The sequence below is a fragment of the Streptomyces sp. NPDC005728 genome (assembly GCF_040630895.1).
Lineage (GTDB): Bacteria > Actinomycetota > Actinomycetes > Streptomycetales > Streptomycetaceae > Streptomyces.
Map to the genome: position 1 here is coordinate 66,678 of NZ_JBEXYL010000011.1, position 26,336 is coordinate 93,013.

At 69.6% G+C, this 26,336-nt stretch carries 27 protein-coding genes and 1 pseudogene; 19 read left to right on the forward strand and 9 right to left on the reverse strand.

Translation table 11 applies throughout. The features are described 5' to 3' along the window. The first annotated feature begins 20 nt into the window (after nucleotides 1-20). From ABZ471_RS10855 to ABZ471_RS10875, 5 genes are all read left to right on the forward strand, one after another. The gene (locus ABZ471_RS10855) at nucleotides 21-278 is read left to right on the forward strand and encodes a phosphopantetheine-binding protein (protein ID WP_359064716.1); all 258 of its coding nucleotides are present in this window, start codon (nucleotides 21-23) and stop codon (nucleotides 276-278) included. After that, on the forward strand, nucleotides 265-4,518 hold the full coding sequence (locus ABZ471_RS10860; RefSeq protein ID WP_359064719.1) for an amino acid adenylation domain-containing protein: 4,254 nt from the start codon (nucleotides 265-267) through the stop codon (nucleotides 4,516-4,518). Before ABZ471_RS10855 ends, ABZ471_RS10860 begins: the two co-directional genes overlap by 14 nt. A gap of 83 nt (nucleotides 4,519-4,601) precedes the next feature. Further along, entirely contained in the window at nucleotides 4,602-5,642 is a 1,041-nt protein-coding gene (locus ABZ471_RS10865; RefSeq protein ID WP_359064721.1) for an ABC transporter substrate-binding protein, read from the forward strand. Between the two features lie 65 nt (nucleotides 5,643-5,707). After that, nucleotides 5,708-6,670, forward strand: coding sequence for an iron ABC transporter permease (locus ABZ471_RS10870; protein ID WP_359064723.1), 963 nt, complete (start codon nucleotides 5,708-5,710; stop codon nucleotides 6,668-6,670). A gap of 3 nt (nucleotides 6,671-6,673) precedes the next feature. Beyond that, complete coding sequence (locus ABZ471_RS10875) at nucleotides 6,674-7,492, forward strand: ABC transporter ATP-binding protein (RefSeq protein ID WP_359064725.1); 819 nt, start codon at nucleotides 6,674-6,676, stop codon at nucleotides 7,490-7,492. On the opposite strand, the gene ABZ471_RS10880 is transcribed toward ABZ471_RS10875, so the two are convergent. The 7 genes from ABZ471_RS10880 to ABZ471_RS10910 all read right to left on the reverse strand — a co-directional run bounded on the left by ABZ471_RS10880 (nucleotide 7,448) and on the right by ABZ471_RS10910 (nucleotide 13,506). Continuing rightward, on the reverse strand, nucleotides 7,448-7,990 hold the full coding sequence (locus ABZ471_RS10880) for a hypothetical protein (protein WP_359064727.1): 543 nt from the start codon (nucleotides 7,988-7,990) through the stop codon (nucleotides 7,448-7,450). The two genes, ABZ471_RS10875 and ABZ471_RS10880, sit on opposite strands and share 45 nt — an antisense overlap. A 31-nt stretch (nucleotides 7,991-8,021) precedes the next feature. Beyond that, nucleotides 8,022-8,579, reverse strand: coding sequence for a hypothetical protein (locus ABZ471_RS10885; protein WP_359064729.1), 558 nt, complete (start codon nucleotides 8,577-8,579; stop codon nucleotides 8,022-8,024). 104 nt (nucleotides 8,580-8,683) lie between these two features. Then, complete coding sequence (locus ABZ471_RS10890) at nucleotides 8,684-10,543, reverse strand: SpoIIE family protein phosphatase (RefSeq protein WP_359064731.1); 1,860 nt, start codon at nucleotides 10,541-10,543, stop codon at nucleotides 8,684-8,686. Between the two features lie 442 nt (nucleotides 10,544-10,985). Further along, nucleotides 10,986-11,324 carry an acyl carrier protein gene (locus ABZ471_RS10895; RefSeq protein WP_359064733.1) on the reverse strand — a complete coding sequence of 113 codons (339 nt, stop codon included), beginning with the start codon at nucleotides 11,322-11,324 and terminating at the stop codon, nucleotides 10,986-10,988. Nucleotides 11,325-11,473: 149 nt separating this feature from the next. After that, on the reverse strand, nucleotides 11,474-11,668 hold the full coding sequence (locus ABZ471_RS10900) for a CsbD family protein (RefSeq protein WP_359064838.1): 195 nt from the start codon (nucleotides 11,666-11,668) through the stop codon (nucleotides 11,474-11,476). 122 nt (nucleotides 11,669-11,790) lie between these two features. Next, nucleotides 11,791-12,735: an SRPBCC family protein gene (locus ABZ471_RS10905; RefSeq protein WP_359064735.1), complete on the reverse strand. Its 945-nt coding sequence runs from the start codon at nucleotides 12,733-12,735 to the stop codon at nucleotides 11,791-11,793. A gap of 3 nt (nucleotides 12,736-12,738) precedes the next feature. After that, nucleotides 12,739-13,506, reverse strand: coding sequence for a histone protein (locus tag ABZ471_RS10910; RefSeq protein WP_359064737.1), 768 nt, complete (start codon nucleotides 13,504-13,506; stop codon nucleotides 12,739-12,741). A 246-nt stretch (nucleotides 13,507-13,752) separates the two neighbouring features. On the opposite strand from ABZ471_RS10910, the gene ABZ471_RS10915 reads away from it, so the two are divergent. The 8 genes from ABZ471_RS10915 to ABZ471_RS10950 are packed head-to-tail and all read left to right on the forward strand — an operon-like array spanning nucleotide 13,753 to nucleotide 17,529. Next, nucleotides 13,753-14,103 carry a gas vesicle protein gene (locus tag ABZ471_RS10915; protein ID WP_359064739.1) on the forward strand — a complete coding sequence of 117 codons (351 nt, stop codon included), beginning with the start codon at nucleotides 13,753-13,755 and terminating at the stop codon, nucleotides 14,101-14,103. 29 nt (nucleotides 14,104-14,132) lie between these two features. Further along, entirely contained in the window at nucleotides 14,133-14,642 is a 510-nt protein-coding gene (gvpJ, locus tag ABZ471_RS10920; protein WP_359064741.1) for a gas vesicle protein GvpJ, read from the forward strand. A gap of 3 nt (nucleotides 14,643-14,645) precedes the next feature. Next, nucleotides 14,646-15,359 carry a GvpL/GvpF family gas vesicle protein gene (locus tag ABZ471_RS10925; RefSeq protein WP_359064743.1) on the forward strand — a complete coding sequence of 238 codons (714 nt, stop codon included), beginning with the start codon at nucleotides 14,646-14,648 and terminating at the stop codon, nucleotides 15,357-15,359. A gap of 27 nt (nucleotides 15,360-15,386) precedes the next feature. After that, entirely contained in the window at nucleotides 15,387-15,647 is a 261-nt protein-coding gene (locus ABZ471_RS10930) for a gas vesicle protein GvpG (RefSeq protein WP_359064745.1), read from the forward strand. Between the two features lie 30 nt (nucleotides 15,648-15,677). Further along, entirely contained in the window at nucleotides 15,678-16,088 is a 411-nt protein-coding gene (locus tag ABZ471_RS10935; protein ID WP_359064747.1) for a gas vesicle protein, read from the forward strand. Next, nucleotides 16,081-16,893, forward strand: coding sequence for a GvpL/GvpF family gas vesicle protein (locus tag ABZ471_RS10940; RefSeq protein WP_359064749.1), 813 nt, complete (start codon nucleotides 16,081-16,083; stop codon nucleotides 16,891-16,893). Before ABZ471_RS10935 ends, ABZ471_RS10940 begins: the two co-directional genes overlap by 8 nt. Then, complete coding sequence (locus ABZ471_RS10945; protein WP_359064751.1) at nucleotides 16,890-17,129, forward strand: gas vesicle protein; 240 nt, start codon at nucleotides 16,890-16,892, stop codon at nucleotides 17,127-17,129. The genes ABZ471_RS10940 and ABZ471_RS10945 overlap by 4 nt, the downstream gene beginning before the upstream one ends. Continuing rightward, a complete protein-coding gene (locus ABZ471_RS10950; RefSeq protein WP_359064753.1) occupies nucleotides 17,119-17,529 on the forward strand; it encodes a gas vesicle protein K in 411 nt (136 codons plus the stop codon). The genes ABZ471_RS10945 and ABZ471_RS10950 overlap by 11 nt, the downstream gene beginning before the upstream one ends. A gap of 23 nt (nucleotides 17,530-17,552) precedes the next feature. Here ABZ471_RS10950 and ABZ471_RS10955 read toward each other — a convergent pair whose 3' ends face one another. Continuing rightward, complete coding sequence (locus tag ABZ471_RS10955; RefSeq protein ID WP_359064755.1) at nucleotides 17,553-18,251, reverse strand: GAF and ANTAR domain-containing protein; 699 nt, start codon at nucleotides 18,249-18,251, stop codon at nucleotides 17,553-17,555. Between the two features lie 357 nt (nucleotides 18,252-18,608). Between ABZ471_RS10955 and ABZ471_RS10960 the strand changes: the two genes are divergently transcribed. The 5 genes from ABZ471_RS10960 (at nucleotide 18,609) to ABZ471_RS10980 (ending at nucleotide 23,778) form a co-directional block, all read left to right on the forward strand. Then, nucleotides 18,609-19,835 carry an acyl-CoA dehydrogenase family protein gene (locus ABZ471_RS10960; protein WP_359064757.1) on the forward strand — a complete coding sequence of 409 codons (1,227 nt, stop codon included), beginning with the start codon at nucleotides 18,609-18,611 and terminating at the stop codon, nucleotides 19,833-19,835. A 5-nt stretch (nucleotides 19,836-19,840) separates the two neighbouring features. Further along, the gene (locus ABZ471_RS10965) at nucleotides 19,841-21,073 is read left to right on the forward strand and encodes a CoA transferase (protein WP_359064759.1); all 1,233 of its coding nucleotides are present in this window, start codon (nucleotides 19,841-19,843) and stop codon (nucleotides 21,071-21,073) included. After that, on the forward strand, nucleotides 21,070-21,840 hold the full coding sequence (locus ABZ471_RS10970) for a crotonase/enoyl-CoA hydratase family protein (RefSeq protein WP_359064761.1): 771 nt from the start codon (nucleotides 21,070-21,072) through the stop codon (nucleotides 21,838-21,840). The genes ABZ471_RS10965 and ABZ471_RS10970 overlap by 4 nt, the downstream gene beginning before the upstream one ends. Before the next feature lie 67 nt (nucleotides 21,841-21,907). Next, complete coding sequence (locus tag ABZ471_RS10975) at nucleotides 21,908-22,870, forward strand: 3-hydroxyacyl-CoA dehydrogenase NAD-binding domain-containing protein (protein ID WP_359064763.1); 963 nt, start codon at nucleotides 21,908-21,910, stop codon at nucleotides 22,868-22,870. Nucleotides 22,871-22,872: 2 nt separating this feature from the next. Beyond that, entirely contained in the window at nucleotides 22,873-23,778 is a 906-nt protein-coding gene (locus tag ABZ471_RS10980) for a 3-hydroxyacyl-CoA dehydrogenase (protein WP_359064765.1), read from the forward strand. A gap of 16 nt (nucleotides 23,779-23,794) precedes the next feature. On the opposite strand, the pseudogene ABZ471_RS10985 reads toward ABZ471_RS10980, so the two are convergent. Continuing rightward, nucleotides 23,795-24,109 (reverse strand): annotated as a pseudogene (locus tag ABZ471_RS10985) (FAD-dependent oxidoreductase); the annotation flags it as partial. 217 nt (nucleotides 24,110-24,326) lie between these two features. Here ABZ471_RS10985 and ABZ471_RS10990 point away from each other — a divergent pair. Next, nucleotides 24,327-26,285 carry a glycoside hydrolase family 15 protein gene (locus ABZ471_RS10990; protein ID WP_359064767.1) on the forward strand — a complete coding sequence of 653 codons (1,959 nt, stop codon included), beginning with the start codon at nucleotides 24,327-24,329 and terminating at the stop codon, nucleotides 26,283-26,285. The last annotated feature ends 51 nt before the right edge of the window (nucleotides 26,286-26,336 follow it).

Genomic DNA, 26,336 nt, shown 5'->3' on the forward strand with positions numbered 1-26,336 from the left:
CACCGTCGTAGAGAGAACCCATGCCTGAATCCCTCACCCCGGAGAGCTTCCGCGCCGACCTCGCGGAGCTCCTTTTCCTGCGGCCCGACGAAGTCGACCTGGAGGAGAGCCCGCTGGACGCCGGCCTCGACTCGCTGCGCATCGTCACCCTGCTCGAACGGTGGCAGGCCGCGGGCGCGGACGTCAGCTTCGTGGACCTCGCCGAACGCACCTCCTTCGCCCAGTGGTGGCAGTTGCTGGCCGAGCGACAGGGAGGTACGGCACGTGCCGACACCTGAGCCCGCACGCCGCCACCCGCTGCTGGCCGCTCAGGAAGGCATCTGGACCGGGCAGCAGCTCGACCCGGACAGCCCTGCCTACAACACGGCCGAGTACGTGCGCATCGACGGCCCGGTGGACGCCGCCGTCTTCGACACCGCGCTCCGCCACGTCATCGCCGAGACCGAAGCCCTCAACGTCACCTACGTCGTGGACGGCGAAGGCCGTCCCAGGGAGGTCGAAACCCCCGCGGACGACTGGCAGTTGCACACGGCCGACCTCACCGCCGAACCGGACCCGCATGCCGCCGCGCTCGCCTGGATGGCCGCGGACATGGCCCGCCCGGTGGACCTCGCCCGCGGTCCCGTGTTCGGCCACGCCCTGCTGAGGACCGGGAGCGCGAGGTACCTCTGGTACCACCGCGTCCACCACATCGCCCTCGACGGCTTCGGCCTCTCCCTGGTGGCCCGCCGGGTGGCCCAGGTCTACACGGCCCTCATGGCCGGCGAACCCGTCCCCGGCAGCGGCTTCGGCACCCTGGAGTCCGTGCGCGCCGAGGAAGGCGCCTACCGGGAGTCCGCCCGCCACGCGGAGGACCGCGCCTACTGGACCGACCGGTACGCCGACCGCCCCCCGGTGGCCACCCCGGCCGGCCGTTCGGCGCTGCCCGCCCGCACCTTCCACCGCCGCGTCACGGACCTCGACACCGCCCAGGCGGACGTCCTGCGCACGGTCGCCCGTGAGCTGTCGGTGACCTGGTCTGAGGTACTGCTCGCGGCGACCGTGGCGCACCTGCACCGGGTCACCGGTGCGCCCGAGATCGTCCTGAGCCTGCCCGCCATGGGCCGACTCGGATCCGTGTCGCTGCGCGTCCCGGCCATGGTGCGCAACATCCTGCCGCTGCGTGTCGCCGTCCGTGCCGACGACAGCCTGCGCGACCTCGCGGTCCGCGTCTCCCGCGAACTGCGCGCCGGTCTGCCGCACCAGCGCTACCGCTACGAACAACTGCGCCGCGACCTGAAGCTGGTGGGCGGTCGGCGAAGGCTCTCCGGGCCGGGCGTCAACATCATGCCGTTCGCGTACGACCTGCGGTTCGCCGGACACGGCAGCACCGTGCACAACGTCTCCGCCGGTCCCGTGGACGACCTGGCGGTCAACGTGTACGACCGCTCCGACGGCACCGGACTGCGGATCGCGGTCGACGCCAACCCCGACCTGTACGAGGCGGCGGAAGTCACCGCCTTCCAGGAGGGACTGCTCGCGCTGCTCGCCGAGGCGGTCACCGCCCCCGACCGGCCCCTGCGTCCGGCTTCCGTACAGGTCCTGGACGGCGGGCCGCTGCCGGTCCCCGCCCGCCCGGTGCTGAGCCTCATCGCCGACCACGCCGCCCGCCGGGGCGGAGCGGTCGCCGTGGAGCACGCCGGGGACAGCATCACCTATGCCCAACTCTTCGGCAACGCACGGGACATGGCCCGACGCCTCGCCCACCGGGGCATCGGCCGGGGCGACCTGGTGGCCGTGGCGCTGCCCCGGGGGATCGACGCCGTCACCGCCGTCCTCGGCGTGCTGCTGTCGGGCGCGGCCTACTGCCCTCTCGACCCGACCGCCCCCGCCGACCGGACGGCGCAGCTGCTGCGCGAGGCCGCGCCGGCCCTGGTCCTCACGACCACCACCCGCGCCGGCACCTTCGCGGACACGCCCGTGGTCACGGTCGACCAGCCGGACCCGCCCCTGGGGCCGCCCCCACCGCCGCCGTCACCCGAGGACCCCGCCTACGTCATCCACACCTCCGGCTCCACCGGTCGGCCCAAGGGCGTCGACATCAGCCACGGCTCCCTGGCGCACTTCGTGACGGGCGCCACCCGTCGCTACGGGCTGCGTCGCGAGGACCGGGTCCTGCAGTTCGCGCCGCTGCACTTCGACGCCAGCGTGGAGGAGCTGTTCCTCACCCTGTGCGCGGGGGCCACCCTCGTCATCCGCACCGACGAGATGACCCAGTCGGTCCCGCGGTTCCTGGACGCCTGCGCACGCCTGCACGTCAGCGTGCTGGATCTGCCCACCGCCTACTGGCACGAACTGGCCTACACGCTCTCCACGGGCACGAACGTCCTTCCCGAGGCAGTGCGGGCCGTCGTCATCGGTGGCGAGGCGGCGCTCCCCGAACGGGTGGAGCGCTGGCGCAAGGCTGTGGGCACGGCGGTCGAGCTGTTCAACACCTACGGGCCGACCGAGGCGACCGTCGTCGCCACCGTCGCCGACCTGCACGATCCCGCGCTCGCCCCCGGCGACGTGCCGATCGGGCTGCCGCTGCCCGGCACCCGAGCCGCGGTCGTCGGCGGGGAGCTGTACCTCCTGGGCGACAACCTGGCCCTCGGCTACCGAGGAGCCGGCGCTTCCGACGCCGCCCGGTTCGCGCCCCTTGCCGCACTTCCCGGAAGCCCCCGTGCCTACCGCACGGGCGACCTGGTGCGCATCGGCGAGGACGGGCAACTGCGGTTCCTCGGCCGGGCGGACGAGGAGTTCAAGATCAGCGGCCACCGTGTGCACCCCGCCGAGGTCGAGACCGCCCTGCTGACCCACCCACGGATCCGTGAGGCGGCAGTGGTCGGACAGACCCTCCCGGACGGCACCCGGCGCCTCGCGGCCCATCTGGTCGCGGACTCTCCGGCTCCGACCGCCTCCGAGGTGAGGGACCACCTGCGGGCCAAGCTGCCCGCGGCGGTGATCCCCTCCGCCGTCGAACTCCACGACCGCCTGCCCCGCACGGGATCCGGCAAGATCGACCGACCCGCGCTGAGCACACCCGCCGCCGTTCGGGCCACCACCGCCGGCAGCGCGCTGGAGCGGACGATCACCGGCATCTGGCAGCAGATTCTGGGCGCCGACGCCGTCACCGCCGATGACGACGTCTTCGACCTGGGCGCCCAGTCCCTCCAGGCCATCCAGGTCGCCAACCGGCTCGGCGTCGAACTGGACCGCGACATACGGGTCGCGTGGCTCTTCCAGTACCCCACCGCCGCCGAACTCGCCCGCTTCCTCGACGACCGGTCGCCCGCCACCACCGGTCTCCCGGCGGCCCTGCTCACCGACACGGCCCTCGACCCGGGCATCCGACCCGGTGCCGGCCGCCGCCCGGACGTGCTCCGGCGCATCCTGCTGACCGGCGCCACCGGCTTCGTGGGCGCGCATCTGCTGGCAGAACTCCTGGCCACCACCGAGGCCGAGATCGTCTGCACCGTCCGCGCGCACACCACCGGCGAGGCCACGGACCGCGTCACCCGGGCACTGGAGCACCACGGCCTCCCGCTGGCCGAAGCGGCGAAGCGGCGCATCGCCGCCCTCCCCGCCGACCTCGCCCGCCCCGGCCTCGGTCTGACACCGCAGAACCTCGGCGAACTGGCCGAGACCTGCGACGCGATCTTCCACAACGCGGCGACCGTCAGCATCATGCGTGAGTACGGCACCCTGCGCGCCGTCAACACCGAGTCCACCCGGCACCTGCTGGGCCTGGCCACCGCACGGGCCGTCCCGCTCCACTACGTCTCCACGCTGTCCGTGGCTCCGCCCGCCGGCCACAGCCCGGAGGTACCGGAGGCGTTCCTGCCGCCGCACGCCGGTCTGCGGTACGGCTACCAGCAGTCGAAGTGGGCCTCCGAACGGCTCCTCGAACAGGCCGCCGAGCGCGGTCTGCCGGTCACCGTGCACCGCCTGGGCCGCGTGGTCGGACCGGTCGGCACCGGATACGTCAACGCACACGACTTCCTGTGGAGCGTGCTGCGGGCGGGCATCCCGGCAGGGATCGTCCCGGAGCTGTTCGAGGACGAGATCTGGACGCCGGTGGACTACGTCGCCAAGTCCCTCGTCCATCTCAGCCTCAACGCGTCCGGGCCCGTCTTCAATCACGCGGCCGTACCGAGAGTGCGGCTGAGCGATCTCTACGACTGGGTCGAGGACTACGGCTTCCCCGTTCGACGAACGCCGCTGCCCCAGTGGCGCGATCAGCTGCCCCGCTCGGCCGACGTCGCCGCGACCACACTCGCCTTCTTCGACTCACGTGCGGCAACCGGGAGCGACGCCCCCGACCTGCGCCTCGGGCACGTCCACGCCGACAACGTCCGCGAGGGACTGCGAGGCAGCGGCATCACCTGCCCGCCGGTCGGCCGGGACCTGGTGTTCCGGTACCTCGACCGGTGTGTGGCCGCGGGGGAACTGCCCGTACCCGCCGGACGAGAACCCCATCCGGCGCCTCCCGCGAAGTAGTTGGGCTCTGCCGGGAACTCACGGCCGGTACGTCACGACTACTGCAACGGAACACCACCGAGTCCTGCAAGCAAGGAGCCAGCATGTCCATCAAACGGCCGGTCGCCACAGCCCTGGCCGCAGCCCTGTGTCTGGTCACGGCGGCATGCGCCGACTCCTCGACGGACGAGAAGGCGAGCGGCAAACCGGCCGAGGCCGCCGCCTCGACGACCGGATACCCGGTGACCCTCGAGAACTGCGGTCGGACCGAGACCTTCAAGAAGGCACCCAGCCGCGTGGTCGTCATGAACGGCGCCTCGGTCGCCGAGGTCTCCACGCTGCTCGCCCTCGGCCTCGGTGACAAGATCGTCGCCAACGAGCAGTCCTACGGAATGAGCGAGGTGCCGGACCGGGCCAAGGCCATCAAGGCACTGCCCACCGGGAACATCAAACTCAACGACGCCTACGACATCCCCCGCGAGGCGATGCTCGGCCTGCGCCCGGACCTGGTGCTGTCCACGACGTCGTACGGCTTCGACGAGAAGAACGGCTTCGCCACCCGCGACCAGCTGCAGCAGGTGGCGGCCAACACCTACGTGTCCCCGCAGGGCTGCAAGCAGGACACCTCGAAGATGACCGTCGCCGACAGCTACACGCTGCTGCGCGACATGGGGAAGATCTTCAACGTCTCCGACCGGGCGGAGAAGCTGATCACCGCCTCCGAGAAGCACATCGCCGAGGTCGCCGCCAAGGTCAAGGGCAATAAGGCACCCAAGGTGATGGTGCTCTTCTCCAACATGTCCATGGGCGGCAACGACTTCAGCTCCGTCGTCGCCCAGGGCATCTACAACGACATCCTCACCGAGGCGGGCGGCTCCAACGCCTTCGCGTCGGCCTCCAAGACCTCCTTCGCCGACCTGAGCAAGGAGAAGGTGGCCGCCACCGACGTCGACGCACTCGTCGTCATCGGCTACAACGACCCCAACCCGGCGGCCTACGCCAAGAAACTGCTGAAGGAGTTCCCCCAGTGGCCGGCCGCGAAGCAGAACAAGTACGTGGTCCTGTCCGACTCGATGTACCTCGGCCCGAGCAACGACCTGGCCGTGGAGAAGATCGCGAAGATGCTGCACCCGGACGCCTTCTGAGCCGACAGAATCGACTGCGGGTCACCCTGGCCTTCACCCTCCTGCCCGTCGCACTGATCGCCACCATGATCGTGGCGATCAGCATCGGCGCGGTCACCGTCCCGCTCGGCGACGTGTGGGGCATCGTCTGGCACCACGTCACCGGGCAGGGCGCCTCCGGTGACCTCGCGACCGATCAGATCGTCTGGAACTTCCGCACACCCCGGGTGGTTCTGGCGGCCCTGGTCGGCGCGGGCCTGGCCGTCTCCGGCGCGGTGCTGCAGACCGTGGTCTCCAACCCGCTCGCCGACCCCATCGTCCTCGGCTTCTCCTACGGCGCCACGCTCGGCGCTGTACTGGTCATCACCCTGGGCTCAGGCGCGGCGCTCGCCGGGCTCGGCGTGTCGGCGGCCGCCTTCCTCGGGGCGGTGACGGCGGGCGCACTGGTCTTCGCCCTCGGGCAGCGGCGCGGCCGGATGGCCCCCACCCGGCTGGTCCTGGCCGGGGTGGCGGTCGGATACGTCTTCCTTTCGGCGACGAGCTACGTCCAGTTGCAGGCGACACCGACCGAGCTGCGGACGGTGATGTTCTGGATGCTGGGCAGCGTGGCCGGCGCCCAGTGGGACCAACTGCCCACGGTGACGGTGGTGGTGCTCGCCTGCACCGCCCTCCTCACCCTCTTCGGTCGCCGGCTCAACGTTCTCCTGGCCGGCGACGACTCCGCCACCGCGCTCGGCGTCGACGTCAACCGCCTGCGCGCGGTGCTCCTGGTGCTCAGCGCGCTGCTGACCGGAACCGTCATCGCCGTCGCCGGCAGCATCGGCTTCGTCGGCCTGATGATCCCGCACCTGGTCCGCCTCACCCTCGGCGCCGACCACCGCCGGCTCCTGCCCCTCACCGCCCTGCTGGGCGCCCTCTACCTGGTCCTCGTCGACCTGCTCTCCCGCACCCTCAACCGCCCCAACGAACTCCCGCTGGGCATCCTCACCGCCCTGCTCGGCGCTCCCTTCTTCCTGTGGCTGCTGCGCCGCAACAAGGGCCTGGACTGAAGCATGAAACTCACCGTCGACCAGCTCCACATCACCCTGGACCGCTGTCCGATCCTCCACGACGTGAGCCTGGAGGCCCGCAAGGGCGACATCGTCGGCCTCGTCGGCCCCAACGGCAGCGGCAAGTCAACCCTGCTGCGCGCCGTCTACCGCTCGCTGCGCCCGGCGCAGGGCGTGGTCAGGGTCGGCGACGACGACGTATGGGCCCTGTCCGCGCGCACCGCGGCCCGCCGCACCGCCGCCGTCCTGCAGGACGCCACCGGCAACACCACCGGCCTGACCGTCACCGAGATCGTCGCGCTCGGCCGCGCGCCGCACCACGGCCTGCTGGGGCGTGACGGTGCCGAGGACCACCGGGCCGTGGCGGACGCCATCGACCGCTGCGGGGTACGACCGTACGCCGACCGGGACTACGCCTCCCTGTCCGGCGGCGAGCGCCAACGCGTGCTGCTGGCCCGGGCCCTGGCGCAGGACCCGCAGCTGCTCGTTCTCGACGAGCTGACCAACCACCTGGACATCCGCGCCCGGTTCGCGCTGCTGGACCTGATCCGCGCCACCGGTGTCACCACGCTGGCGGTCCTGCACGACCTCGACCTGGCCGCCCGCCTCTGCGACCACCTGGTCGTCCTGCACGAGGGAGCCGTGGTGTCGGCGGGACCGGTCCTGGACGTGCTGTCCCCGCAGCTGCTGGCCGAGGTCTTCGGCGTACGCGCGCACGCCGAACGGCACACCGACGGCGTCGTCCGCATCACCTACGCGGCTCAGCCACTCGCCCTCTCACGTGCTGAGCAGTCTGTTGAAGAAGGAGCGGTAGCGCCGTAGCGCCCTGCGCAGTTCCTCCGTGTCCACCTGCTCGCCCTGCCCCCACTGGTCCTCCAGGTCTTTCTTGTGCTGGGCGAACGTGGTGGCCAGGTTCTGCATGACCTCTGCGACGAGGGCGTCGGCGTCGTGCACGGCCTCGCGGGGGTCGTCCACGAACTTGTTCTGGATCTTCTGCCAGCGGTCGCGGAAGTCCTGGTCCTCGTCCTCCGTGAGGAGTTGGGGTGCCTCGTCGTCCGAGGTGTCCGAGGCGTCGGGGGTGCCCGCGGCGGCGCCCGTGGGGGCGGCCCGGGTGTCGGAGCCGGCGGCGGACCGGTCGTCGTCGGCCTCGTCGGCCGGGCTCCGTGTCCGGGGCGTCGCGGTGGCCTCGCCGGGGTAGACCGGGGCTCCTGCGGAGGCCTCCTCCGTTGCCTCCTGCCTCTCGGTGGTACCGGAGGGCTCCGCGAGGTCCTCGGTGGTCAGGTCGCCGGTGGTGCGGTGCGTCTCGTCGTTGCGGTCCATGGTGTTCCTTCGTGCCGAGTCGGGGCCGGCGTCAGGACCGGGCGGGCTGGGCCCGGCCGCCGTCGGAGAGCAACTCGTCGAACAGTGCGCGGTAGTGCACCATGGCACCCCGCAGTTGCTCGGTCGTCGCCCGGCTGCGCGTGCTGAGGGACTCCACCTCGTGCGCGGCGCGGTAGTGCTCGAGGGTGCGCCCGTGCTCCACCGAGAGGTCCTTCATCTGCTGGTCGAACCCTTCGGTCGGGTAGCCGCGGTCGTGCATCAGGGAGGTCACCAGCCGGTCCGCGTCGTGCACCGCGTCCTGAGGCCGGTCCACGAACTCCTGCTGGACGCTGCTCCACTCCCGCGTGTAGCGGTCACGCGAGACCGGGGGCAGCGGTTTGATGTCCAGTGAGTCGTGCCGCTTCTCGCGCTCCCTGAGTTCACGCTCGGCGGCGCGCCGGCCGTCGGATTCCTCGACGGTCCGTTCGTACTCCGGGCCGAAGCGTTCACGGAGATGACGGCGTCGCATCATGAGTGAGACCGCAACAGCGGCCAGGGCGAGCACCACCACGATCGGAATGATGATCGCCAGAAGAGTTCCCGTGGACATGGATGACACGCTCCTCGTCGGAGTAGTGATGTACCCCGTCCGAGTTCCCGGTTGCCTGCTGTTCATCCTTCCTGGGGCGACCGGCCTTTTCGTGGCGGCCGACGTCAGGTCATGCGCAGGGCGAGCATCACGACGTCGTCTCCCGGAGGAGGATCCGTCAGCCGCTTGCTGATCCGGAGGATCAGGTCGGGCAGCGGGCCGTCCCCGTGGCGGGCCAGCAGGTCGACGAGTTTCGCGAGGGCGGAGTCGACGGTGAGGCCGGGGCGCTCGATGAGCCCGTCGGTATGGAGCAGCAGGGTCGAGCCCGGAGGGAGTTCGCGCCGGTGCTCGGTGCGTGGGAACGGCCCGAGGCCTTGGTGGAGGAGGACGTCGTGTTCCGTGAGGAAGGTGACGCGGGCGTCGGGGGTACGCAGGAGCAGCGGTGGGTGTCCGGCGTTGGACCAGGTCAGCATCCGGCCCGGACCGTCGCGGGCGGGGTCGAGACGGGCGTGGATCAGCGTGCCACTGGCCCCGATGGGCAGGACGGAGCACGCCGCTTCGAGGGCGCTCACCGCGGCGGCGGGGCTGTAGGGGGGATGGTCGAGGGTGGCCTGTCTCAGCATGCTGCGGATCTGACCCATCACGGTGGCGGCGTGCATGTCGTGGCCGGTGACGTCACCCACCGTGATCATGAGGGATGCGGCTCCGCCGGGTTGAGCGGCCGGCAGGTGGTACGCGTCGTACCAGTCTCCGCCGATCATGTTGTCGTTCGCGGCCGGTTGGTACAGGGCGCTGATCTCGACGTGCTCGGCCAGGGGGAGCTCGGTGAGCAGGGCTTCCTGGAGCTGCCGGGCGACCGAGATCCGCTCGTCCAGGTACAGGGCACGCTCCACCGCCTGTGCGATGTAGCTGGACGCGGCGGTGAGCGCGGCCCGCTCGGTGATGCTCACCTCGTGCCGCTTGGCCCAGCAGATCAAGAGGATCCCGAGCAGGCTGTGACTGCCCCAGAGCGGCAGACACAGCACCGTGGTGAAGCCCATGCGGTCGAAGAAGCCGACTGCCTCGGGGCCGTAGTCGGCAACGAGTGCCTCGCGGTCGGGCACGAACACCGTCCGGCGTTCTCGCCAGGCCTGGGCGCTCGGGAAGGCCGCGTCCGCGGGCAGGGAGGAGACCTGCTGTTCGATCGGGTACGCGATGTCCGGGTCGGGGACCCGGTGCAGTTCTTCCCTGCCGGCGACCAGCAAGCCGACGTACGTGGGCTTGCCGACGCCGCTGAACAGGTCCCGCAGCCGCCGCCGGACATCCTCGAGACCGGAGGTCTGGGCCAGCTCCTCCGAGGCCCTCAGCAACAGCTCTGCATGGTCAAGGCCGGCCTGGGCCTCGCGCTCCAGGCGCTCCGCGTCGCTCCGGGCCCGCTCGGCGGCGACCCGCGCGGTCTCCAGTGCCTTCTGCGCGGACCGGCGCTGGGCCGACAGGATGCGCAGGCACAGTTCGGCGGAGCAGGCTGCTGCCAGATCCTCGAGGTCGGCCCGTTCCCCGTCGGACCAGGCCCGGGGCTCGTGGTCGATGGCGCACAGGGATCCCAGGACGAGCCCGTCGCCGTCGGTCAGCGGCATTCCGGCGTACGCGATCATCCCGAGTGCCGCGATCGTCGGGTGGGTGCGCAGCCGGTCGTCGGCGCGGGCATCGGACACGATCAGAGGCTGCCCGGAGTCCACGACGTACCGGCACAGCGCATGCGACAGCGGCAGCGCGCGCCTGCCCGCCCAGGGCTCGCACAGACCCTTCATGCCGGGCAGGACCAGCCTGTCCTGCTCCATGAGCGACACGAAGGCCACGGGCGCTCGGAGTATTCGTGTCACCAGCCGGGCGAACCGGTCCATGTCGGTGTTGGAGGCGGCCGACAGACCGGTCAGCCGCAACACCCGCTGCCGTGCGGCGCCCGGGCCCGTCTCCGCGTCGGGTTTCCGGATCTGCTCCGCCATCTGCCCTCCGGTACTACCACCCCGAGGCATTCCTCAACGGCATCGTAGAACAGCGCGGGCGCGATGACCGGTGCTCGCCCGGCACCGGCAGTGACAAAGCCGCCGGTGCACCGACTGGCCGGAGCGCCAGTGGGCGGTCGTGAGGTGTGACACGAGCACCCGGCTCTGGCTTCCCCCGTCCGCCGGTGCACGGACTTTGCACGTCTTCCCAGGTGATCACCCTGGTGGACGGCGTCGACGGCGCGCCCGTGGGCTGACGGTGGGGGGCGAGGAGGAGTTGGTGCAGCGGACGCGGCGCTCCGGCGGTGGGGCCTCCCGCCAGTGCGCGGCCTGCCTGCGGAGGGGGCGTCTGAGCGACGTGGTGAGCGATCTGGTCCGCACCACAGCCACCGCCTGAGGCGGCCCGCCTGCGCGGCTGGACTTCGAGTGCCGCCCCGCACACCTACCTCGTGACGGCAGAGCGCTCCCTGCTCTCCGGCCCTGCCACGATCGGGCTGCCCTCGTCCGTGCCGGTGTCCCGGCCGCCGGCTGCGGACTCGCCGCCGATCGCCGGCCCGCCTGCGCCGTCGTGGGTGAGCCGGCTCAGGAACTCATGGCACCGCCTGGCGCGCGCGGCATCCTCTTGCATGACGGCGCGGAAGAAGTCGGCGATGTCCTCCTCACCGGCAGTCTCCGCGTCCTTGACGTACCGGTCCAGGTCGTGCCCGTCCTTCAACCCGTGGTACTGAACAGAGATCAGGTCGTAGGCAAGGTCGCTGAACCCTGTCGCTCCGGTGGCCATCGTCCGGCCTCCCTTCTGACAAGCTGCCCCTACGCCCGCGTACCCGCACCTCGGAGGGCAAACCGACGTACGGACGGCACCCGGCCCCCAGGACGGGCGGCTGACTTTTCTGGGGACCGGGTGCCGAGCGATCGGCCTACACTTTCCGGCTACGGCTCCAAGGTGTCCTTCGCCTTGCGCGCGCTACCTTTCGCCCTTTCCTTGGCCTCGCGGAGATCTCCCTTGGATTTCTCGGCGTGCCCCTTCGCTGCCATCGACTCATTCCCGACGGCCCGCCCCGCGACTTCCTCGACCCGTCCCTTGGTCTGCTCGGCCTTCGCCTTGATCCTCTTGTTCGTGCCCATCTCGGTTCGCCTCTTCATCGAATCCCTGATGTTCCCTATTCTCCTCTGATCCTCTGCAGCGAGCCAGGTAGACGCCGGGAATCCCGGGACACTCTCACCTGCCGTCCTTCCGCTGCGCCCCGTCATCGCTCTTCCTCGTCGTACTCCTCCTCGTCCTCCTCACCCTCGTCGTACCCCTCTTCGTCGTCGGGGGCCTCTTCGTCGTCGTAGCCTTCTTCCTCCTCTCCCGCTTCTCCGTCTTCCGCTTCCTCCTCTTCCAGCGCCTCCTCGTGGCTCCGGACCACCTCGCCGTCGCGGATTTCTCCCCGCCAGCCCTCGACTTCCTCGTCCGCGAACGTGACGTACCGCTGGAAGTTCTTGAAGTCCAGCCGAAGTCGGCGCCCTTGTGCACGCCACAGGTTTCCGGTCTTCTCGAACAGACCCGAGGGGTAGTACTCGACGACGAGCACGATGCGGGTCAAGGTGGGCGTGAGTTCGTGGAAACTCACGCAGCCGCGGGTGCTTCCCTTCGCGCCCTCGGAGGTCCACAGGATCCGATCGTCCGGAACCTGTTCCTGAACTGTCGCCTTCCAGCCGCGAGTCGAGGGCCCGACCTTCAGTTTCCAGTCGCTGCTGGTCTCGTCGTGCTGCGACACACTGCGCACCCCCTTGGTGAAGCCGCTGAACTCCTCGTACTGGGTCCAGTGGTTGTAGGTCGTGCGGAGGGGCACACCCACGTCGAGGACTTCAATGATGTTCATCACCTTGGTGCTTCCGGCTTTGTGTCCGCCTCCACCACCGAACGCATTCCGAATGGTTCCGAGCACGCTGTCCTTGAGGCCTTTGGCTTTCTCTCCGACGAGAGCCTTCACCGGGGAGTCGCCTTGGAGGATGCGTCCGCCGAGACCCAGAAGGGGTCCGCCGTTCTCGGCCACGTCGAGGAGTTGGTCGGTGACATCTGCCAGCTTCTCCCCGGCCCTGTCCACCAGATGCTCCACCTGAGCACCGAGGTAGTCGGCGAGCTCATCGCGCAGGAGTTCCAGACCGGAGCCCGCTTCCTGGTCGGTGTCACGAACTTTGCTGGCCATGGCCTACCTCCGCCGCGTGGCAGTCTTCTTGGCGGTCGTCTTCTTCGCCCGCGCCGCCTTCTTGGCCGGGGCCTTCTTCGCGGGTGCTTTCCTGGCCGTCGTCTTCTTGGCTGCCGCCTTTTTCGCCGGGGCCTTTTTCGCCGCTCGTTTCACCGCCGTCTTCTTGGCCGCGGGCCTCTGCGCCGTGGTCTTCTTCGCCGGTGCCCTCTTCCTGGCGGGAGCAGCCTTCTTGGCGGCCGGCCTACGGGGAGGGGGCTTGGCCGCCCGCTTCCTCGCAGCGGTCCTCGCCGTGCGGCTACGGCGCCGTGGCGGCTCTTCCTCCGCCTCCTCCTCGGGTTCCCCCTCTTCCTCTTCTTCCTCCGGCTCTTCTTCTTCCGGCTCCTCCTCCTCGTCTTCGTACTGCTCCTCGCCCTCGCCCTCCTCAGGTTCCTCCCCCTCCTCGTACCCGCTCTCCTCCTTCTCGCCCATGCGAAGGGTCCGCTCATGAAGGGAATCGGCGAGGTCGGCCAGGCGTCGGTCGGCGGTGGCGGCCAGGGCCTTGCGTCCGGCATCCAGCAGCTCGCCGCGCACCTGCTCGTTCAGCTCGGCGACCCCGGGCACATCCCCGAGTTTGCGCAGACCGTCCGTGACAAGCTGCTGAGGGTCGAGCCCAAAGCGACGGCCGGCGAGATAGGTTGCCACCGCGAAGGCGAGACGGCCTTTCTTCGCTCGTCCGAGTACGTAGCCACCTGCGACCGCGGCGGCGAGGGCGATCTTCGTCGATTCATTCATGAGCCGGTTCCCTTCGGAAAGGGCAGATGGTCACGCCCGTATCCGGGCCAACACCCCCTGCCCAGCCCGCGATTGAAGAGGCGGGATCGCCCGTGACGCGTCACGGAGCCTGCTGCGCCCCGGCCGCACAAGCCCATCGGGCGGATTCCTGTGCGGTCGTCCACACAACGCGGCATACGCCCCTATATGATGAAATTGTATGTTCACGCGTGGAATGTGGCGTCCGCTGCGATCCTCGGAGAGGTCATGGCCGAAGCAGATCCCGCCAGGCGGCGGTCCAGCGGTAGCCGCCGCACCGACCGCGGGGCCACGGGTGACTCCCGACGCCGCTCCGGCAAGGCCAACGCGGCCTGGGCCATGCGTTCCGCCGCTGAGCAGCTGGCCGAGTTGCTCGGGCGGGCCCCCGAGTCCGTCTCGGCGCTGAAACCGACCGAGGATGGTTGGGAGGCCCACGTGGAGGTACTCGAACTGGAACGCGTACCCGACACCACCAGCGTGATGGCCACGTACCGAGTCACCCTCGACAAGGAGGGTGATCTCGTGGGGTACGAACGGACGCGTCGTTACACCCGTGGGCAGATCGACCGGCGGTGCTGAGGAAGGCACAGCCGGTGAAGGGAGGCACCATGACGGTGGTGCCGCAAGGAGGAGGTGGTGGTGTCGCCCGGGGCGGTGGCACCGGCAACCTCTATGACGTTCTGGAACTCATTCTTGATCGCGGGCTTGTGATCGATGTCTTCGTCCGCGTCTCGCTGGTGGGGATCGAGATCCTCAAGATCGACGCCCGTGTCGTCGTGGCCAGCGTCGACACCTATCTGCGCTTCGCCGAGGCATGCAACCGTCTTGATCTCGAAGCCGGGAGGAAGGCACCGAGCCAGCTGACCGACATCGTCGGGGAGTCGCTGGAGAGCGGAGCGAAAGGCAAGTCGAAAGGCGCCCTCACCGGCGCCGTGGAAGCGGTCACCGATTCCCTCAAAGGCGTCACCGACCGTGACAGCGGCGACGAGGAGGAAGAAGAAGACGCGGAAGGGGAAGACGAGCGCGAGGAAAGGGAACCCGTGGAGAGGCGCCGGCGGCCGGTTCGGCGCAGCGCGCGACATGAGCGGGAAAGGGGCTCGACCCGCGAGAAGGACTGAGCCATGGCCGTATACATCTACTCGATCACGGGCAAGCAGCACCCTCTCCGTATCGGCGACCTCAGGGGCGTCGGAGAGTCGCCGGCCGCCCTGCGGACAGTGACGGCTGGCCCGCTGAGTGCTGTCGTCAGCGACGCCTCCGAGGACCTGCGCCCCAAACGCCGTGACATCACCGCCCACCAGGAGGTGCAGGAGCGCCTCATGGCGGACGGCACCGTGCTGCCGATGAGGTTCGGCCTCATGGCCGCGGACGACGAAGCCGTCCGGCTCGCCCTGGAGCAGTATGGCGAGGAGTACGTCCAGCGGCTTCAAGCACTGGAGGGGTGCGCGGAGTACCACCTGAAGGTGTCGCAGGAGGAGGACGCGCTGCTGCATCAGATCCTTCAGGAGTCGAGCGTGGCGCGAGAGCTCAACGACGAGATCCGCGGCGGTACCGCGGGCCCTGACGCGCCGCTCCGACTGGGTGAGTTGGTGGCCCAGGAGGTGCAGGCACGACAAGAGGTACTGGCCGAGGAGGTCGTGGGAACACTGCGGCCGTTCGCCCGGGAGATCGAGGCCTCCCAGCCGACCGGTTCGGACTTCGTCAGCGCGTCGTTCCTGGTGACCGAGGGCCAGGAAGAGGCATTCCTCAGCACGGAGACGAGCGTTGCCGACCAATGGGGCGACGACTTCGACTTTCGGCTGCACGGCCCTCTCCCGCCCTACAGCTTCGTCTGAAGACAGCTTCGTCTGAAGGAGGTCCTCATGGGCCTGCTCACGCAGATCGTCACCTTTCCCCTGGCGCCGGTGCGCGGCGTCGTGTGGGTGGTGGACCGCGTCCTGGAGGCGGCCGAGGACGAGTACTACGACCCGGCACCGGTGCACCGCGAACTCGCAGAGCTGGAGCGGCGGCTTCTCGCAGGCGACATCGACGAGGAGACGTTCGACCGGCAGGAGGACGAACTGCTCGACCGGCTGGAGGAGATCCGAGCCTTCCGAGCCGACCGACAGGGCGGACAGACCTGATCCGGTACGAGGAAACATGAGGCCGCCATCGTGACTGAACCCCTGGCCAACAGGCTCGGGTCCTACCCGTCCAGAGCAGCACCGCCGTACGGGCAGGGCTCCTCCGCCAACCTTGCCGACATCCTTGAACGCGTGCTCGACAAAGGCATCGTCATCGCGGGCGACATCCAGATCAATCTCCTCGACATCGAGCTGTTGACGATCAAACTCCGCCTCCTGGTCGCCTCGGTCGACAAGGCGAAGGAAATGGGCATCGACTGGTGGGAGCACGATCCCGCGCTGTCGTCCCGGGCCAGGGACGAGCGTTCCCTCGCCGAGGAGAACCGCCGGTTGCGCGCCGAGATCGATGCTCTCCGCCAGGACAGGTCACTGACCGCGCACGAAGAGGCGCCGCAGGAGAAGACCGACGGCCGTCGTCGAGGAAGCACGCGTGATGAGTGACTTCATGACCTACGTGTACGCCGTGGCACGCAACGCCGAAGGGCTGGAGGAGCCGTCCGCCGCGCTCCGCGGTGTCACGGGCGCCCCCGTCCATCTCGTCCACGACGCCCACGACGATCAGTTGGCGCTCGTCGCGAGCCACGTGCCCGCACTCGACTTCCAGGAGGAGGTCCTCAAGCAACACCTGGAGGACCTGGACTGGCTGGAGGTGGTGGCCCGCGCGCACCACGGTGTCATAGAGGCCGTCGCCGCCCGCACCACCGTTCTTCCGTTGCGCCTGGCAACCGTCTACCTCGACGACGGCAGGGCTCGGGACATGCTGGAATCCAGGCGGGCGATGTTCGCGGGGCGGCTGGCCGGACTCGCCGGCCACGTCGAGTGGGGGGTCAAGATCTATGTCGAGCCCTCCGCGGTCCCCGCCGCCCCGACCGCTCCCGCGACAGGCCTGAGCCCGGGGCGCGCCTACCTCCGCGACCGCAGGCAACAACGGGGCGTGCGCGACAGCGTGTACCAGGCGGCGCGGACGGCCGCCGAGCGGGTGGAGGCCGCGGGGAGCGAGCACGCCGCCGAACGGGTCCGGCACCGGGTACAGCAGGGCGTTCTCGCCAAGGGGACCGGCGAGAACGTCGTCAATGACGCGTACCTCGTGTCGCTGGAGCGGTGCGAGGAGTTCCAGGCGGATGTGAAACGTGCCGCCGACGGACTGTACGGGGTCCGGGTCGAGATCACCGGGCCGTGGGCGCCGTACTCCTTCGCCGCGCCACCTGGTGCGTCCGACGCCGCCGCGGAGAGCGTGCCCCCGTGATCACGCCCGGCTCGCCACCGGAGGAGCGGCTGCCTGAGCGGCAGGTCGCGCTCATCGATCTCCTGGACCGACTTCTCAGCGGTGGAGTCGTGCTCACCGGTGACGTCGTGTTGTCCATCGCGGATATCGACCTGGTACGTGTTTCGCTGCGCGCTCTGATTGTTTCGATCAGTGCTGAGAATCCCTCACCATGGCCGCGGACAGCCCCGCTCCCAGGCGGCGACCATGAAGAGTGAGGGCGAGAACGAGCCGGCGCGGCGATACGACGAGGTCGCGGATGCCGCCGTGCGAGCCTTCCGTCTGCTGCCTGCAGCACCCCACGACCTCACCCCGCAACCCGGTGGGCGCGCGCGGTCCCCGGCCCAGCGGATCAGCTCCGACCCGGACACGGTGGAACGCGACCTCATCAAGCTGGTCCTCACTCTCGTCGAGCTGCTGCGCCAGCTCATGGAACGCCAGGCGTTGCACCGTGTCGACCAAGGCGATCTCACCGAGGAACAGGAGGAACGCCTGGGAGCGACGCTCATGGTCCTCCACGACCGGATGAGCGACCTGTGCGCCCAGTACGGACTGACCATGGCGGACCTCAACCTCGACCTCGGACCGCTGGGCACCTTGCTCCCGCCCACCGACTGAAGCCCCCGCAGGGCGAGACGGCGTCAGTCGTCGACGCCGCCGCTCTCGCACACCTGCTGAGCGATCAGCCGGAGCTTGACATTGCGTTTCTGCGAAAGCTCCCGCAGCACGGCGAAGGCACGGTCCTCGTCGAGGTGATAACGCTCCATGACGATCCCCATGGCTTCGCCGATGGTGTGGCGCGTGGTGAGCGCGCTGTGCAGCTGTGTGTACGTGCGTGCGCCGGCGAGCGCGACAGCGGCATGTGAGGCCAGCAGTACCCCGGCGGTCTCACTGACTTCGTTGAAAGCCCCCGGTCGGAATGCATACATATTCAGTGCGCCGAACTCCTCGTCGTCGGCGAACAACAGGAAGCCCATCATGCTTCCGACGCCCAGCTTGCGTGCCGCGGGCGTATAGCGGGGCCATCGCTGCTCGTGGTCGGTGAGATCCTCGATGCGGAAGACGTGGGCGTTGCCCTCCGGGCGGGCGATCTCGAAACAGGGTCCCTCGGCGAGCCGTTCCTGCAGGCGGTCGGACTCCGCCGCCAGCAGGCCCGTGGAGGCCAGCGTCTCCACCTTGTCGCCGTGCCGGAGCAGGATGCCTGCCGAGTCACAACCCTCGACAGCGTCCACCGTCGACGACGCGATCCGCTGCAGTGTCGCGGTGTCCGACTCCTGCCGCAGCAGGTCACGGGCCATCGACGCCATCCGTTGCGCGAAGTCCTGCCAATCGATCGCCATGTGCCCTCCAGCCCATGCCGCGAACCGCGTGACGGTCACCACCGGGTGGTCCGACGCTGCGATTACCTCCTCATTCCGCCACTCCGAGCGGCCTTCTTGCAAGGACCGGCCTCGCGGCCGCGGGAAATGTCAGGCCCGCAGGGGAGTTCTACCGGATGTTCCGGCAGTCCCCCAGCCCTGCCTGACCTCTCCCGCACCGGCCGCGACGGGCCAATGGGGTGGTCCGTGGCGACACGGCACCCCTGGGCGGTGCCGGTCCTGGGGACCGGGACCCGGATCTGCATTTAATCGCGCCGGGAACCGAAACGCCGGGCGCGGATCGCCGGGCCACGCCCCACAGTGCTTGAGGGAGATGCCATGACCGGCACGACGACCTTGCCGACACCGTCCGGCCCCTACCTGGACGAAGGGCTGCTGCCCGCCGACTTCTACGCCTACGAGGAACTGCTGTCGGACAGCGAGCGGGCGAAGATCGAGTCCCTCCGCGCGTTCCTCCGCACGCAGGTCGCCCCGATCGTCGACGACTACTGGGCCCGGGCCGAGTTCCCCTTCCAGCTGGTCGAGGGCTTCGGGAGGCTCGGTCTGGTGGACTGGGCCGACCCGGACTCCCCGGAATCAAGGCCGAGCAACCTCCTCGCGGGCCTCATGGCAATGGAGTTGGCGCACGTCGACGCGTCCGTGGCGACGTTCGCCGGCGTGCACACGGGTCTGGCCATGGGCACCATCGTCACCTGCGGCTCCGACGAACAGAAGCGGCGGTGGCTGCCGGCGATGAGCCGCTTCGAGAAGATCGGCGCCTTCGGGCTGACCGAACCGCACGGCGGCTCGGACGTGGCCGGCGGTCTGCGGACGACCGCGCGCCGCGACGGCGACGACTGGATCCTCGACGGAGCCAAGCGGTGGATCGGCAACGCGACGTTCGCCGACCTGGTGGTCATCTGGGCCCGCGACGTCGAGACCCGCCACGTGCTCGGCTTCGTCGTGGAGAAGGACACTCCCGGGTTCACCGCGACGAAGATCGAGAACAAGATGGCCCTGCGGATCGTGCAGAACGCCGACATCGTCCTCGACGGCTGCCGCGTCCCGGAGGCCAACCGGCTGCAGAACGCGAATTCGTTCAAGGACACCGCCAAGATCCTGCGCCAGACACGCAGCGGCGTGGCGTGGCAGGCCGTGGGAGTGATGTTCGCCGCCTACGAGATCGCCCTGCAGTACGCGAAGGAGCGCGAGCAGTTCGAGCGCCCGATCGGCAGCTTCCAGCTCGTGCAGGACCTGCTGGTGAGGATGCTCGGCAACGCCACGGCATCATGCGGGATGGTGACGCGCCTGGCCCAGCTGCAGGACGCAGGGGTGTACCGGGACGAGCACTCCGCCCTGGCGAAGGCCTACTGCACCATGCGGATGCGCGAGAACGTGGGATGGGCGCGGGAACTGCTGGCCGCCAACGGCATCCTCCTCGACTACAAGATCGGCCGCTTCGTCGCCGACGCCGAGGCCATCTACTCGTACGAGGGCACGCGGGAGATCCAGACCCTCATCGTCGGACGTGCCGTGACCGACGGCCTGAGCGCCTTCGTGAGGTGACGAAGATGACCACCGAATCCGTCTTCACCGGTCTGAAGGTCCTCGACGCGTCGAGCTTCATCGCCGCACCGGCCGCGGCCACCATGCTCTCCGACTTCGGAGCGGACGTCATCAAGATCGAGCCGCCCGGGAAGGGCGACCCCCAGCGACGGCTCAGCTCCGTGCCGCCCAGCCCCCGGGCACGGGCCAACTACAGCTGGCACCTCGCCAACCGCAACAAGCGGGGCATGGTGATCGACCTGAAGTCACCGGCGGCCACCGAGGTCCTCAAGCGCCTCGTCGAGTGGGCCGACGTGGTGATCACCAACTTCCCGCACGGCACGCGCGAGAAGCTGCATCTCGGCTACGACGAGGTCGCGGGCTGGAACCCGAGGGTCGTCTACGCCGACATCACCGGCTTCGGGGACACCGGCCCCGACGCCGGGCAGCCGGGCTTCGACCTGACCGCCGCATGGTCGCGCAGCGGGCTGCTGGCCTCCACCCGGGACGCGGGAGCCCCGCCGACGGTGCCGGTCTGGGGCAGCGGCGACTACATGTCGGCGATCGGCATCTACGCGGCGATCGTGACCGCCCTGTACCGCCGTGAGCGCACGGGGCAAGGAGCCAGTGTCGGGACGTCGCTGCTCGCCATGGGCGTCTGGGCCACGGGCACGCTCGTGGCCGGCGCGCTCGCCGACGGCACGCCGTTCGAACTGCACGACCGCAACGCGCCGGCGAACCCGCTGATCAACCCCTACCGGACCGCGGACGACGAGTGGTTCATGCTGGTCGCCTCACCCCCGCACTGGCCGGGACTGACACGGGCCATCGGGCACCCCGAGCTGCTCGAAGACCCCCGCTTCGCGGACATCGAGGGCTTCGTCAAGAACTCCGCCGCGCTGAGCGAGCTGCTCGACACCGAGTTCCGCACGCGGCCCTTCGCCCACTGGAAGGACGCCCTGGGCCGAGAACGCGTCACCTACAGCCTCATCCAGACGCCGGAGGAGGCGGCGCAGGACCCGCAACTGCGCGCGAACGACATCGTCGTGCCGCTGGAAGGAGTCAGCGGGCTGGAGGAGACGATCAGCAGCCCGGTCAACCTCAGAGGGGTGCCGAAGGTGCCGGCGAAGCGGGCGCCGGACCTGGGCGAGCACAACGACGAGATCCTCGCCGAGCTGGGATTCGGACCCACCGAGATCGCCGAGCTGCGCGCCAAGGGAGCCGTCCCGGGCGCGACGGCAGGGGAGGCGCCGCGATGAGCACGGCGTCCGAGGCGTCCGACCTGGTGCTCCACGAGCGCCACGGCGGCGTGCTGACCATCACCCTCAACCGCCCGGCGCAGAAGAACGCCATGGACCACGCGGCCGCGGTACAGCTCGCGGCGGCCCTGGATCTGCTCGACGTGGACCGGGAGCTGTCGGTCGCCGTCCTCACGGGCGCGGGCGGTGTGTTCAGTGCCGACATGGACCTGAAGGCATGCGCCAAGGACGAGATGCCCGTGATCCCCGGCCGCGGATTCGGCGGGCTCACCGGCACGACGGTGCGCAAGCCCTTGATCGCCGCGGTCGAGGGCTGGGCGCTCGGCGGCGGCTTCGAGATGGTGCTCGCCTGCGACCTGATCGTCGCCGCGGAAGACGCCCGGTTCGGGCTTCCCGAGGTCACGCGCGGTCTCGTGGCGGCGGGGGGCGGACTGGTCAGGCTGCCGCGCCGCCTCCCGTACCACGTCGCCGCGCGCGTACTGCTCACGGGCGAGCCGCTGACCGCCGCCGAAGGCAAGGAGTACGGCCTCGTCAACGAGCTGACCCCACCGGGCGCCGCGCTGGACGTCGCCCGGGAGCTGGCGGGGCGCCTCGCGCGAAACGCACCGCTGGCGCTGGCGGCCGTCAAGGAGGTCCTGCGCGAAACGCAGGGCCCGAACGAGAGGGACGCCTTCACCCGCCAGGACGCGCTCACGAGCGGGCTGTTCTCCGGCGAGGACGCGCGGGAAGGCGCGCGGGCGTTCGCCGAGAGGCGCGCTCCCGTCTGACACGGCCGCTGATGCCGGCTACCTCCGTCGACAGCCCGTGTCCGACTCCCAGGAGCAGTGATCAGCCATGAATGCGCACCAACCCGTCCGCCGTGTGGCGATCGTGGGCACCGGCACCATCGGTGCGAGCTGGGCGACGCACTTTCTCGTCCGTGGCTTCGATGTCACGGCCACCGATCCGGCACCGGACGCGGAGACGGCCCTGCGGTCGTACGTGGAGGGGGCGTGGGACGCGGCCGCTTCGATCGGGCTCGCGCCGTCAGCGTCGCTCGATCGTCTGAGCTTCACCGCGGACCTGCGTCAGGCCGTCGCGGACGCCGATTTCGTGCAGGAGAACGCGCCGGAGCGCCCGGAGCTCAAGGTCAGGCTGTTCGCCGACGTCGACGACGCCACACCTGCGGACGCGATCATCGCGTCGAGTTCGTCGGGCATCACGATGAGCGTCATCCAGGCAGAGTGCCGGCACCCGGAGCGGACCGTCATCGGCCATCCGTTCAACCCGCCGCACATCGTCCCGCTGGTCGAGGTCGTGGGCGGGACGAGGACCGCTCCGGAGACGATCCGGGACGCCATGGCCTTCTACGCCGCGATCGGCAAGAAGCCGATCCACCTGAAGAAGGAACTGCCCGGGCACGTCGCCAACCGCATCCAGGCCGCGCTGTACCGCGAGGTCGTGTACCTGGTCCAGGAGGGGGTGCTCGACGTCGCCGACTCCGATGACGCGGTGTCCTGGGGGCCGGGGCTGAGATGGGGTGTCATGGGCCCCCATCTGCTGTGGCATCTGGGCGGAGGAGAGGGCGGCATCCAGCACTTCATGGACACCCTCATGCCACGGATGGTGGCGTCCTGGCACGAACTGGGCACCCCCGAGTTCACACCCGAGCTCAAGGAGAAGATCGTGGCCGGTGTCCTGGAGGAGGCAGACGGCCACTCGGTCGACGAACTGGCCGCCCGGCGCGACGCGATGCTGTCCGCTCTGCTCGCCGTACGCGCCGAGCACGATCCGTCCGGCCCCGAGGCGGAGGAGTGACCGTGCCCCAGCACCAGGAGAGACTGTTCGTGCTCGAGGCCAGCAGCGGCGGTCGCCTGTTCTCGGTGAACCCCGACGGCTCGGACAAGAAAGTCCTGGTCACCGGGTGCAGGATCCCCGACGGGGTCGCCGTCGATGCAGCGGCCGGTCATGTCTACTGGACGAACATGGGGGTTCCACCGGAGAACGACGGCTCGATCGAGCGCGTGGACCTGGACGGAGGCAACCGGACGACGATCGTCCCGAGCGGTGTCACGCACACACCGAAACAGCTCCACTTCGAGGCCGCCGGCCGGAAGCTGTACTGGGGTGATCGCGAGGGCATGCGCGTGATGCGCTGCGACCTCGACGGCTCGCACGTCGAGACCCTCGTGCAGGCCGGACAGGGAGCGGACGATCGCCGCGACGAAACCAGGTGGTGCGTGGGAGTCGCCGTCGACCCGGTCGGCGGACACCTCTACTGGAGCCAGAAGGGCCCCAGCGACGCGGGCCTCGGGAAGATCCTGCGGGCCGGGATCGACCTGCCCGCCGGACAGAGCGCGGCCGAACGCGGCGACATCGAGGTGCTGTTCGAAGGACTGCCGGAACCGATCGACCTGGAACTCGACCCCCTGCAGCAGATGCTCTACTGGACGGACCGCGGAGACCCGCCGCGAGGCAACACCGTCAACCGCGCGCCGCTGCACCCGCCGGACGGGCCGCGCACGCCCGAGATCCTGCTGACCCACCTCATGGAAGGCATCGGCCTCACCCTCGACCCCGACGACGACCGCATGTACGTGACCGACCTGGCCGGCAACGTCTACGCGGCCGGTCTCGACGGCTCCGACCGCAGGGAGATCCTCGTCCTGCAGGGCAACCTCACCGGCATCGCCCGTGCGATGCTGCCGACGGGAACAAGGGTGTGACCGGGCGACGAGGACACTTCATCAGGTAGTGGACACCCCTGACCCGGCCGTCCGCGACCCGCCGGCTGCGCCGGAACGCCTCGGCGTAGTTGAAGCGGACCTGGCCGTCGACCTCGATGCCGAAGGTCTTGGCCTCCTGGGTGAAGATGTGCGCCAGCTCGGCGTTGCGCAGCAGCGCCTTGGAGGGGATACAGCCCACGTTGAGGCAGACCCCGCCCCAGTAGCGCTCCTAGACGACTGCCGTGCGCAGGCCCAGCTGCGCCGATCGGACAGCGGCCGTGTATCGGCGCGGCCCGGCGCCCAGGACGACGACGTCGAAGTGTGTGCCCATGATCAATCGACCTTCCGGCTCGGGGCTGCCGACGGCACGTGCCCGCGCATCATCTCCGCCACGGACAGTAGCGCGCTGGTGGTCCGCCTCCGGGAGTGATGCGCACCCCGGGCGCGCCGGGCAGTCTGGAAGGGGGAGCGCATCGTGTGTCCGCCAGCGGCATGGCCGGTAGCAGCGACGTCACCGCTGACGCCAGGCGAAATGGGAAGAGGCCCCCATGAGAGAACACCCGCTGATCGAAGACCACGGACTCATCGGTGACCTGCAGACGGCCGCGCTGGTCTCCACCGAGGGAACGATCGACTGGTTCTGCAGCCCGCGATTCGATTCGCCGAGTGTCTTCGGAGCACTGCTCGACGGTGAGAACGGCGGGCACTGGACGATCACTCCCCAGGCACGGACGTACGCGACGAAGCAGCTGTACTACCCGGACACCTGTGTGCTGCTGACCAGGTTCATGACCGAACAAGGCGTCGGATCGGTCGTGGACTTCATGCCGCCTGCCTCGCCGCGCAGTCCGACGAGCAATCACCGGCTGGTCCGTATGTTGCGGTGCACACGCGGTGAGATCTCGTTCGACATCGAGATCGCCCCTCGGTTCGACTACGCGCAGCAACCGCACGAGGTCACCTCCCACAGGGGTGGCTGGCGTTTTGTCGGCCGGGACACGGATGTGGCCGTACACGTGGTGGACGCGCTCGACGACGAGTGCGCGCGTGACCGGAGGATTCGCGCCGATGACGTGTGCATGACCGTGGGGCTGCGAGCCGGTATGACCCGCGGACTGGTGCTGGAGACGGTCGCTGACGGTCCACCGCACATCGTTTCGCCGGAGGAATGCGAGCGGCTCCTGGAAGACACCATCGCCTTCTGGCACAACTGGCTGGCGCGGTCGCGCTACACCGGACGGTGGCGGGAGATGGTCAACCGCTCCGCCATGACGCTCAAACTCATGACGTACGCCCCGTCCGGAGCCATGGTTGCGGCTCCGACCACCAGTCTGCCGGAACAGGTCGGAGGCGAGCGTAACTGGGATTACCGCTACGCGTGGGTACGCGATGCCTCCTTGTCCCTGCACGCGCTGCTCGGACTGGGATTCACCGAGGAAGCCGTGGCGTTCACGGAGTGGCTGGGCGACCGCGTTCAGGAATACACCGGTCCGGGCGAGCACCCACTGAAGGTCATGTACCGCGTCGACGGCTCCTCCGACCTGGCGGAGGAGACCCTGGGACACTGGGAAGGCTACCGGTCCTCCGCTCCGGTGCGGGTCGGCAACGGTGCCGCTGACCAGTTGCAGCTCGACATCTACGGATCGGCACTGGAGTGCCTTCATTTCGCCGACCAGCGAGGGCTGCCGGCCACCTGCCGCATCTGGCAGGCGCTGATCAACACGGTGGACTGGGTGTGCGAGAACTGGGACGGTCCCGAAGCCGGTATCTGGGAAACGCGGGGCGGTGACAAGGACTTCACCTATGGACGGCTCATGAGCTGGACCGCGTTGGACCGGGCCATCCGCATGGCCACCCGGAACGGCCGCCCCGCCGAGATGCAGCGCTGGACGAAGGAACGCGATGCCATCTACTGGCAGATCCAGCGGCGAGGTTGGAGTCCGGGGCGTGCCGCGTTCACGCAGTACCTGGGCAGCGACGTCCTGGACTCCGCGCTGCTTCGGATGCCCGCGGTGGGGTTCATCCCCCCGCAGGATCCGCGGTGGCTCTCGACCCTGGACGCGATCAGGAAGGACCTCGTGTCCGACGGCCTCGTATACCGGTACGACCCCGCTGCCTCGCCGGACGGGCTGCTCGGTTCCGAAGGCACCTTCTCGGCCTGTACGTTCTGGTACGTCGAAGCTCTCGCTCGCGCCGGACATCTGCGTGAAGGGCGACTCGTCTTCGAGAAGATGCTGACCTACGCCAATCATCTCGGTCTGTACTCCGAGGAGATCGGGCTCACCGGCGAGCAACTCGGCAACTTCCCCCAAGCGCTGACCCATCTCGCCCTCGTCAGTGCCGCGCTGAGCCTGGATGCCCATCTCGACGCCGCCATGCCAGGCTTCCCTCCCACCTCACCGAGTCCGGTTCCGTACCTCTACGCGCAACCGATGGCAGCAGGGGGCGGAGGCCCACCCGTCACGCTGACCACTCCGTATCCGCCGGACCACATCATCCGCTGGTGAGCGCAGGGGACGGCCATCCCCCCACGCTCGGGGCGGACGGCGACTCTGCGG

Excerpts from the sequence above, each read along its gene's own strand:
- ABZ471_RS10885 (WP_359064729.1), bottom strand. The coding sequence starts at position 8,579 with ATGTCCACGGGAACTCTTCTGGCGATCATCATTCCGATCGTGGTGGTG.
- ABZ471_RS10910 (WP_359064737.1), bottom strand. The coding sequence starts at position 13,506 with ATGAATGAATCGACGAAGATCGCCCTCGCCGCCGCGGTCGCAGGTGGC.
- ABZ471_RS10950 (WP_359064753.1), top strand. The coding sequence starts at position 17,119 with ATGAAGAGTGAGGGCGAGAACGAGCCGGCGCGGCGATACGACGAGGTC.
- ABZ471_RS10895 (WP_359064733.1), bottom strand. The coding sequence starts at position 11,324 with ATGGCCACCGGAGCGACAGGGTTCAGCGACCTTGCCTACGACCTGATC.
- ABZ471_RS10915 (WP_359064739.1), top strand. The coding sequence starts at position 13,753 with ATGGCCGAAGCAGATCCCGCCAGGCGGCGGTCCAGCGGTAGCCGCCGC.
- ABZ471_RS10940 (WP_359064749.1), top strand. The coding sequence starts at position 16,081 with ATGAGTGACTTCATGACCTACGTGTACGCCGTGGCACGCAACGCCGAA.
- ABZ471_RS10960 (WP_359064757.1), top strand. The coding sequence starts at position 18,609 with ATGACCGGCACGACGACCTTGCCGACACCGTCCGGCCCCTACCTGGAC.
- ABZ471_RS10990 (WP_359064767.1), top strand. The coding sequence starts at position 24,327 with ATGAGAGAACACCCGCTGATCGAAGACCACGGACTCATCGGTGACCTG.
- ABZ471_RS10965 (WP_359064759.1), top strand. The coding sequence starts at position 19,841 with ATGACCACCGAATCCGTCTTCACCGGTCTGAAGGTCCTCGACGCGTCG.
- ABZ471_RS10925 (WP_359064743.1), top strand. The coding sequence starts at position 14,646 with ATGGCCGTATACATCTACTCGATCACGGGCAAGCAGCACCCTCTCCGT.
- ABZ471_RS10880 (WP_359064727.1), bottom strand. The coding sequence starts at position 7,990 with ATGGACCGCAACGACGAGACGCACCGCACCACCGGCGACCTGACCACC.
- gvpJ (WP_359064741.1), top strand. The coding sequence starts at position 14,133 with ATGACGGTGGTGCCGCAAGGAGGAGGTGGTGGTGTCGCCCGGGGCGGT.
- ABZ471_RS10875 (WP_359064725.1), top strand. The coding sequence starts at position 6,674 with ATGAAACTCACCGTCGACCAGCTCCACATCACCCTGGACCGCTGTCCG.
- ABZ471_RS10905 (WP_359064735.1), bottom strand. The coding sequence starts at position 12,735 with ATGGCCAGCAAAGTTCGTGACACCGACCAGGAAGCGGGCTCCGGTCTG.
- ABZ471_RS10900 (WP_359064838.1), bottom strand. The coding sequence starts at position 11,668 with ATGGGCACGAACAAGAGGATCAAGGCGAAGGCCGAGCAGACCAAGGGA.
- ABZ471_RS10955 (WP_359064755.1), bottom strand. The coding sequence starts at position 18,251 with ATGGCGATCGATTGGCAGGACTTCGCGCAACGGATGGCGTCGATGGCC.
- ABZ471_RS10890 (WP_359064731.1), bottom strand. The coding sequence starts at position 10,543 with ATGGCGGAGCAGATCCGGAAACCCGACGCGGAGACGGGCCCGGGCGCC.
- ABZ471_RS10870 (WP_359064723.1), top strand. The coding sequence starts at position 5,708 with ATGATCGTGGCGATCAGCATCGGCGCGGTCACCGTCCCGCTCGGCGAC.
- ABZ471_RS10930 (WP_359064745.1), top strand. The coding sequence starts at position 15,387 with ATGGGCCTGCTCACGCAGATCGTCACCTTTCCCCTGGCGCCGGTGCGC.
- ABZ471_RS10855 (WP_359064716.1), top strand. The coding sequence starts at position 21 with ATGCCTGAATCCCTCACCCCGGAGAGCTTCCGCGCCGACCTCGCGGAG.
- ABZ471_RS10970 (WP_359064761.1), top strand. The coding sequence starts at position 21,070 with ATGAGCACGGCGTCCGAGGCGTCCGACCTGGTGCTCCACGAGCGCCAC.
- ABZ471_RS10865 (WP_359064721.1), top strand. The coding sequence starts at position 4,602 with ATGTCCATCAAACGGCCGGTCGCCACAGCCCTGGCCGCAGCCCTGTGT.
- ABZ471_RS10975 (WP_359064763.1), top strand. The coding sequence starts at position 21,908 with ATGAATGCGCACCAACCCGTCCGCCGTGTGGCGATCGTGGGCACCGGC.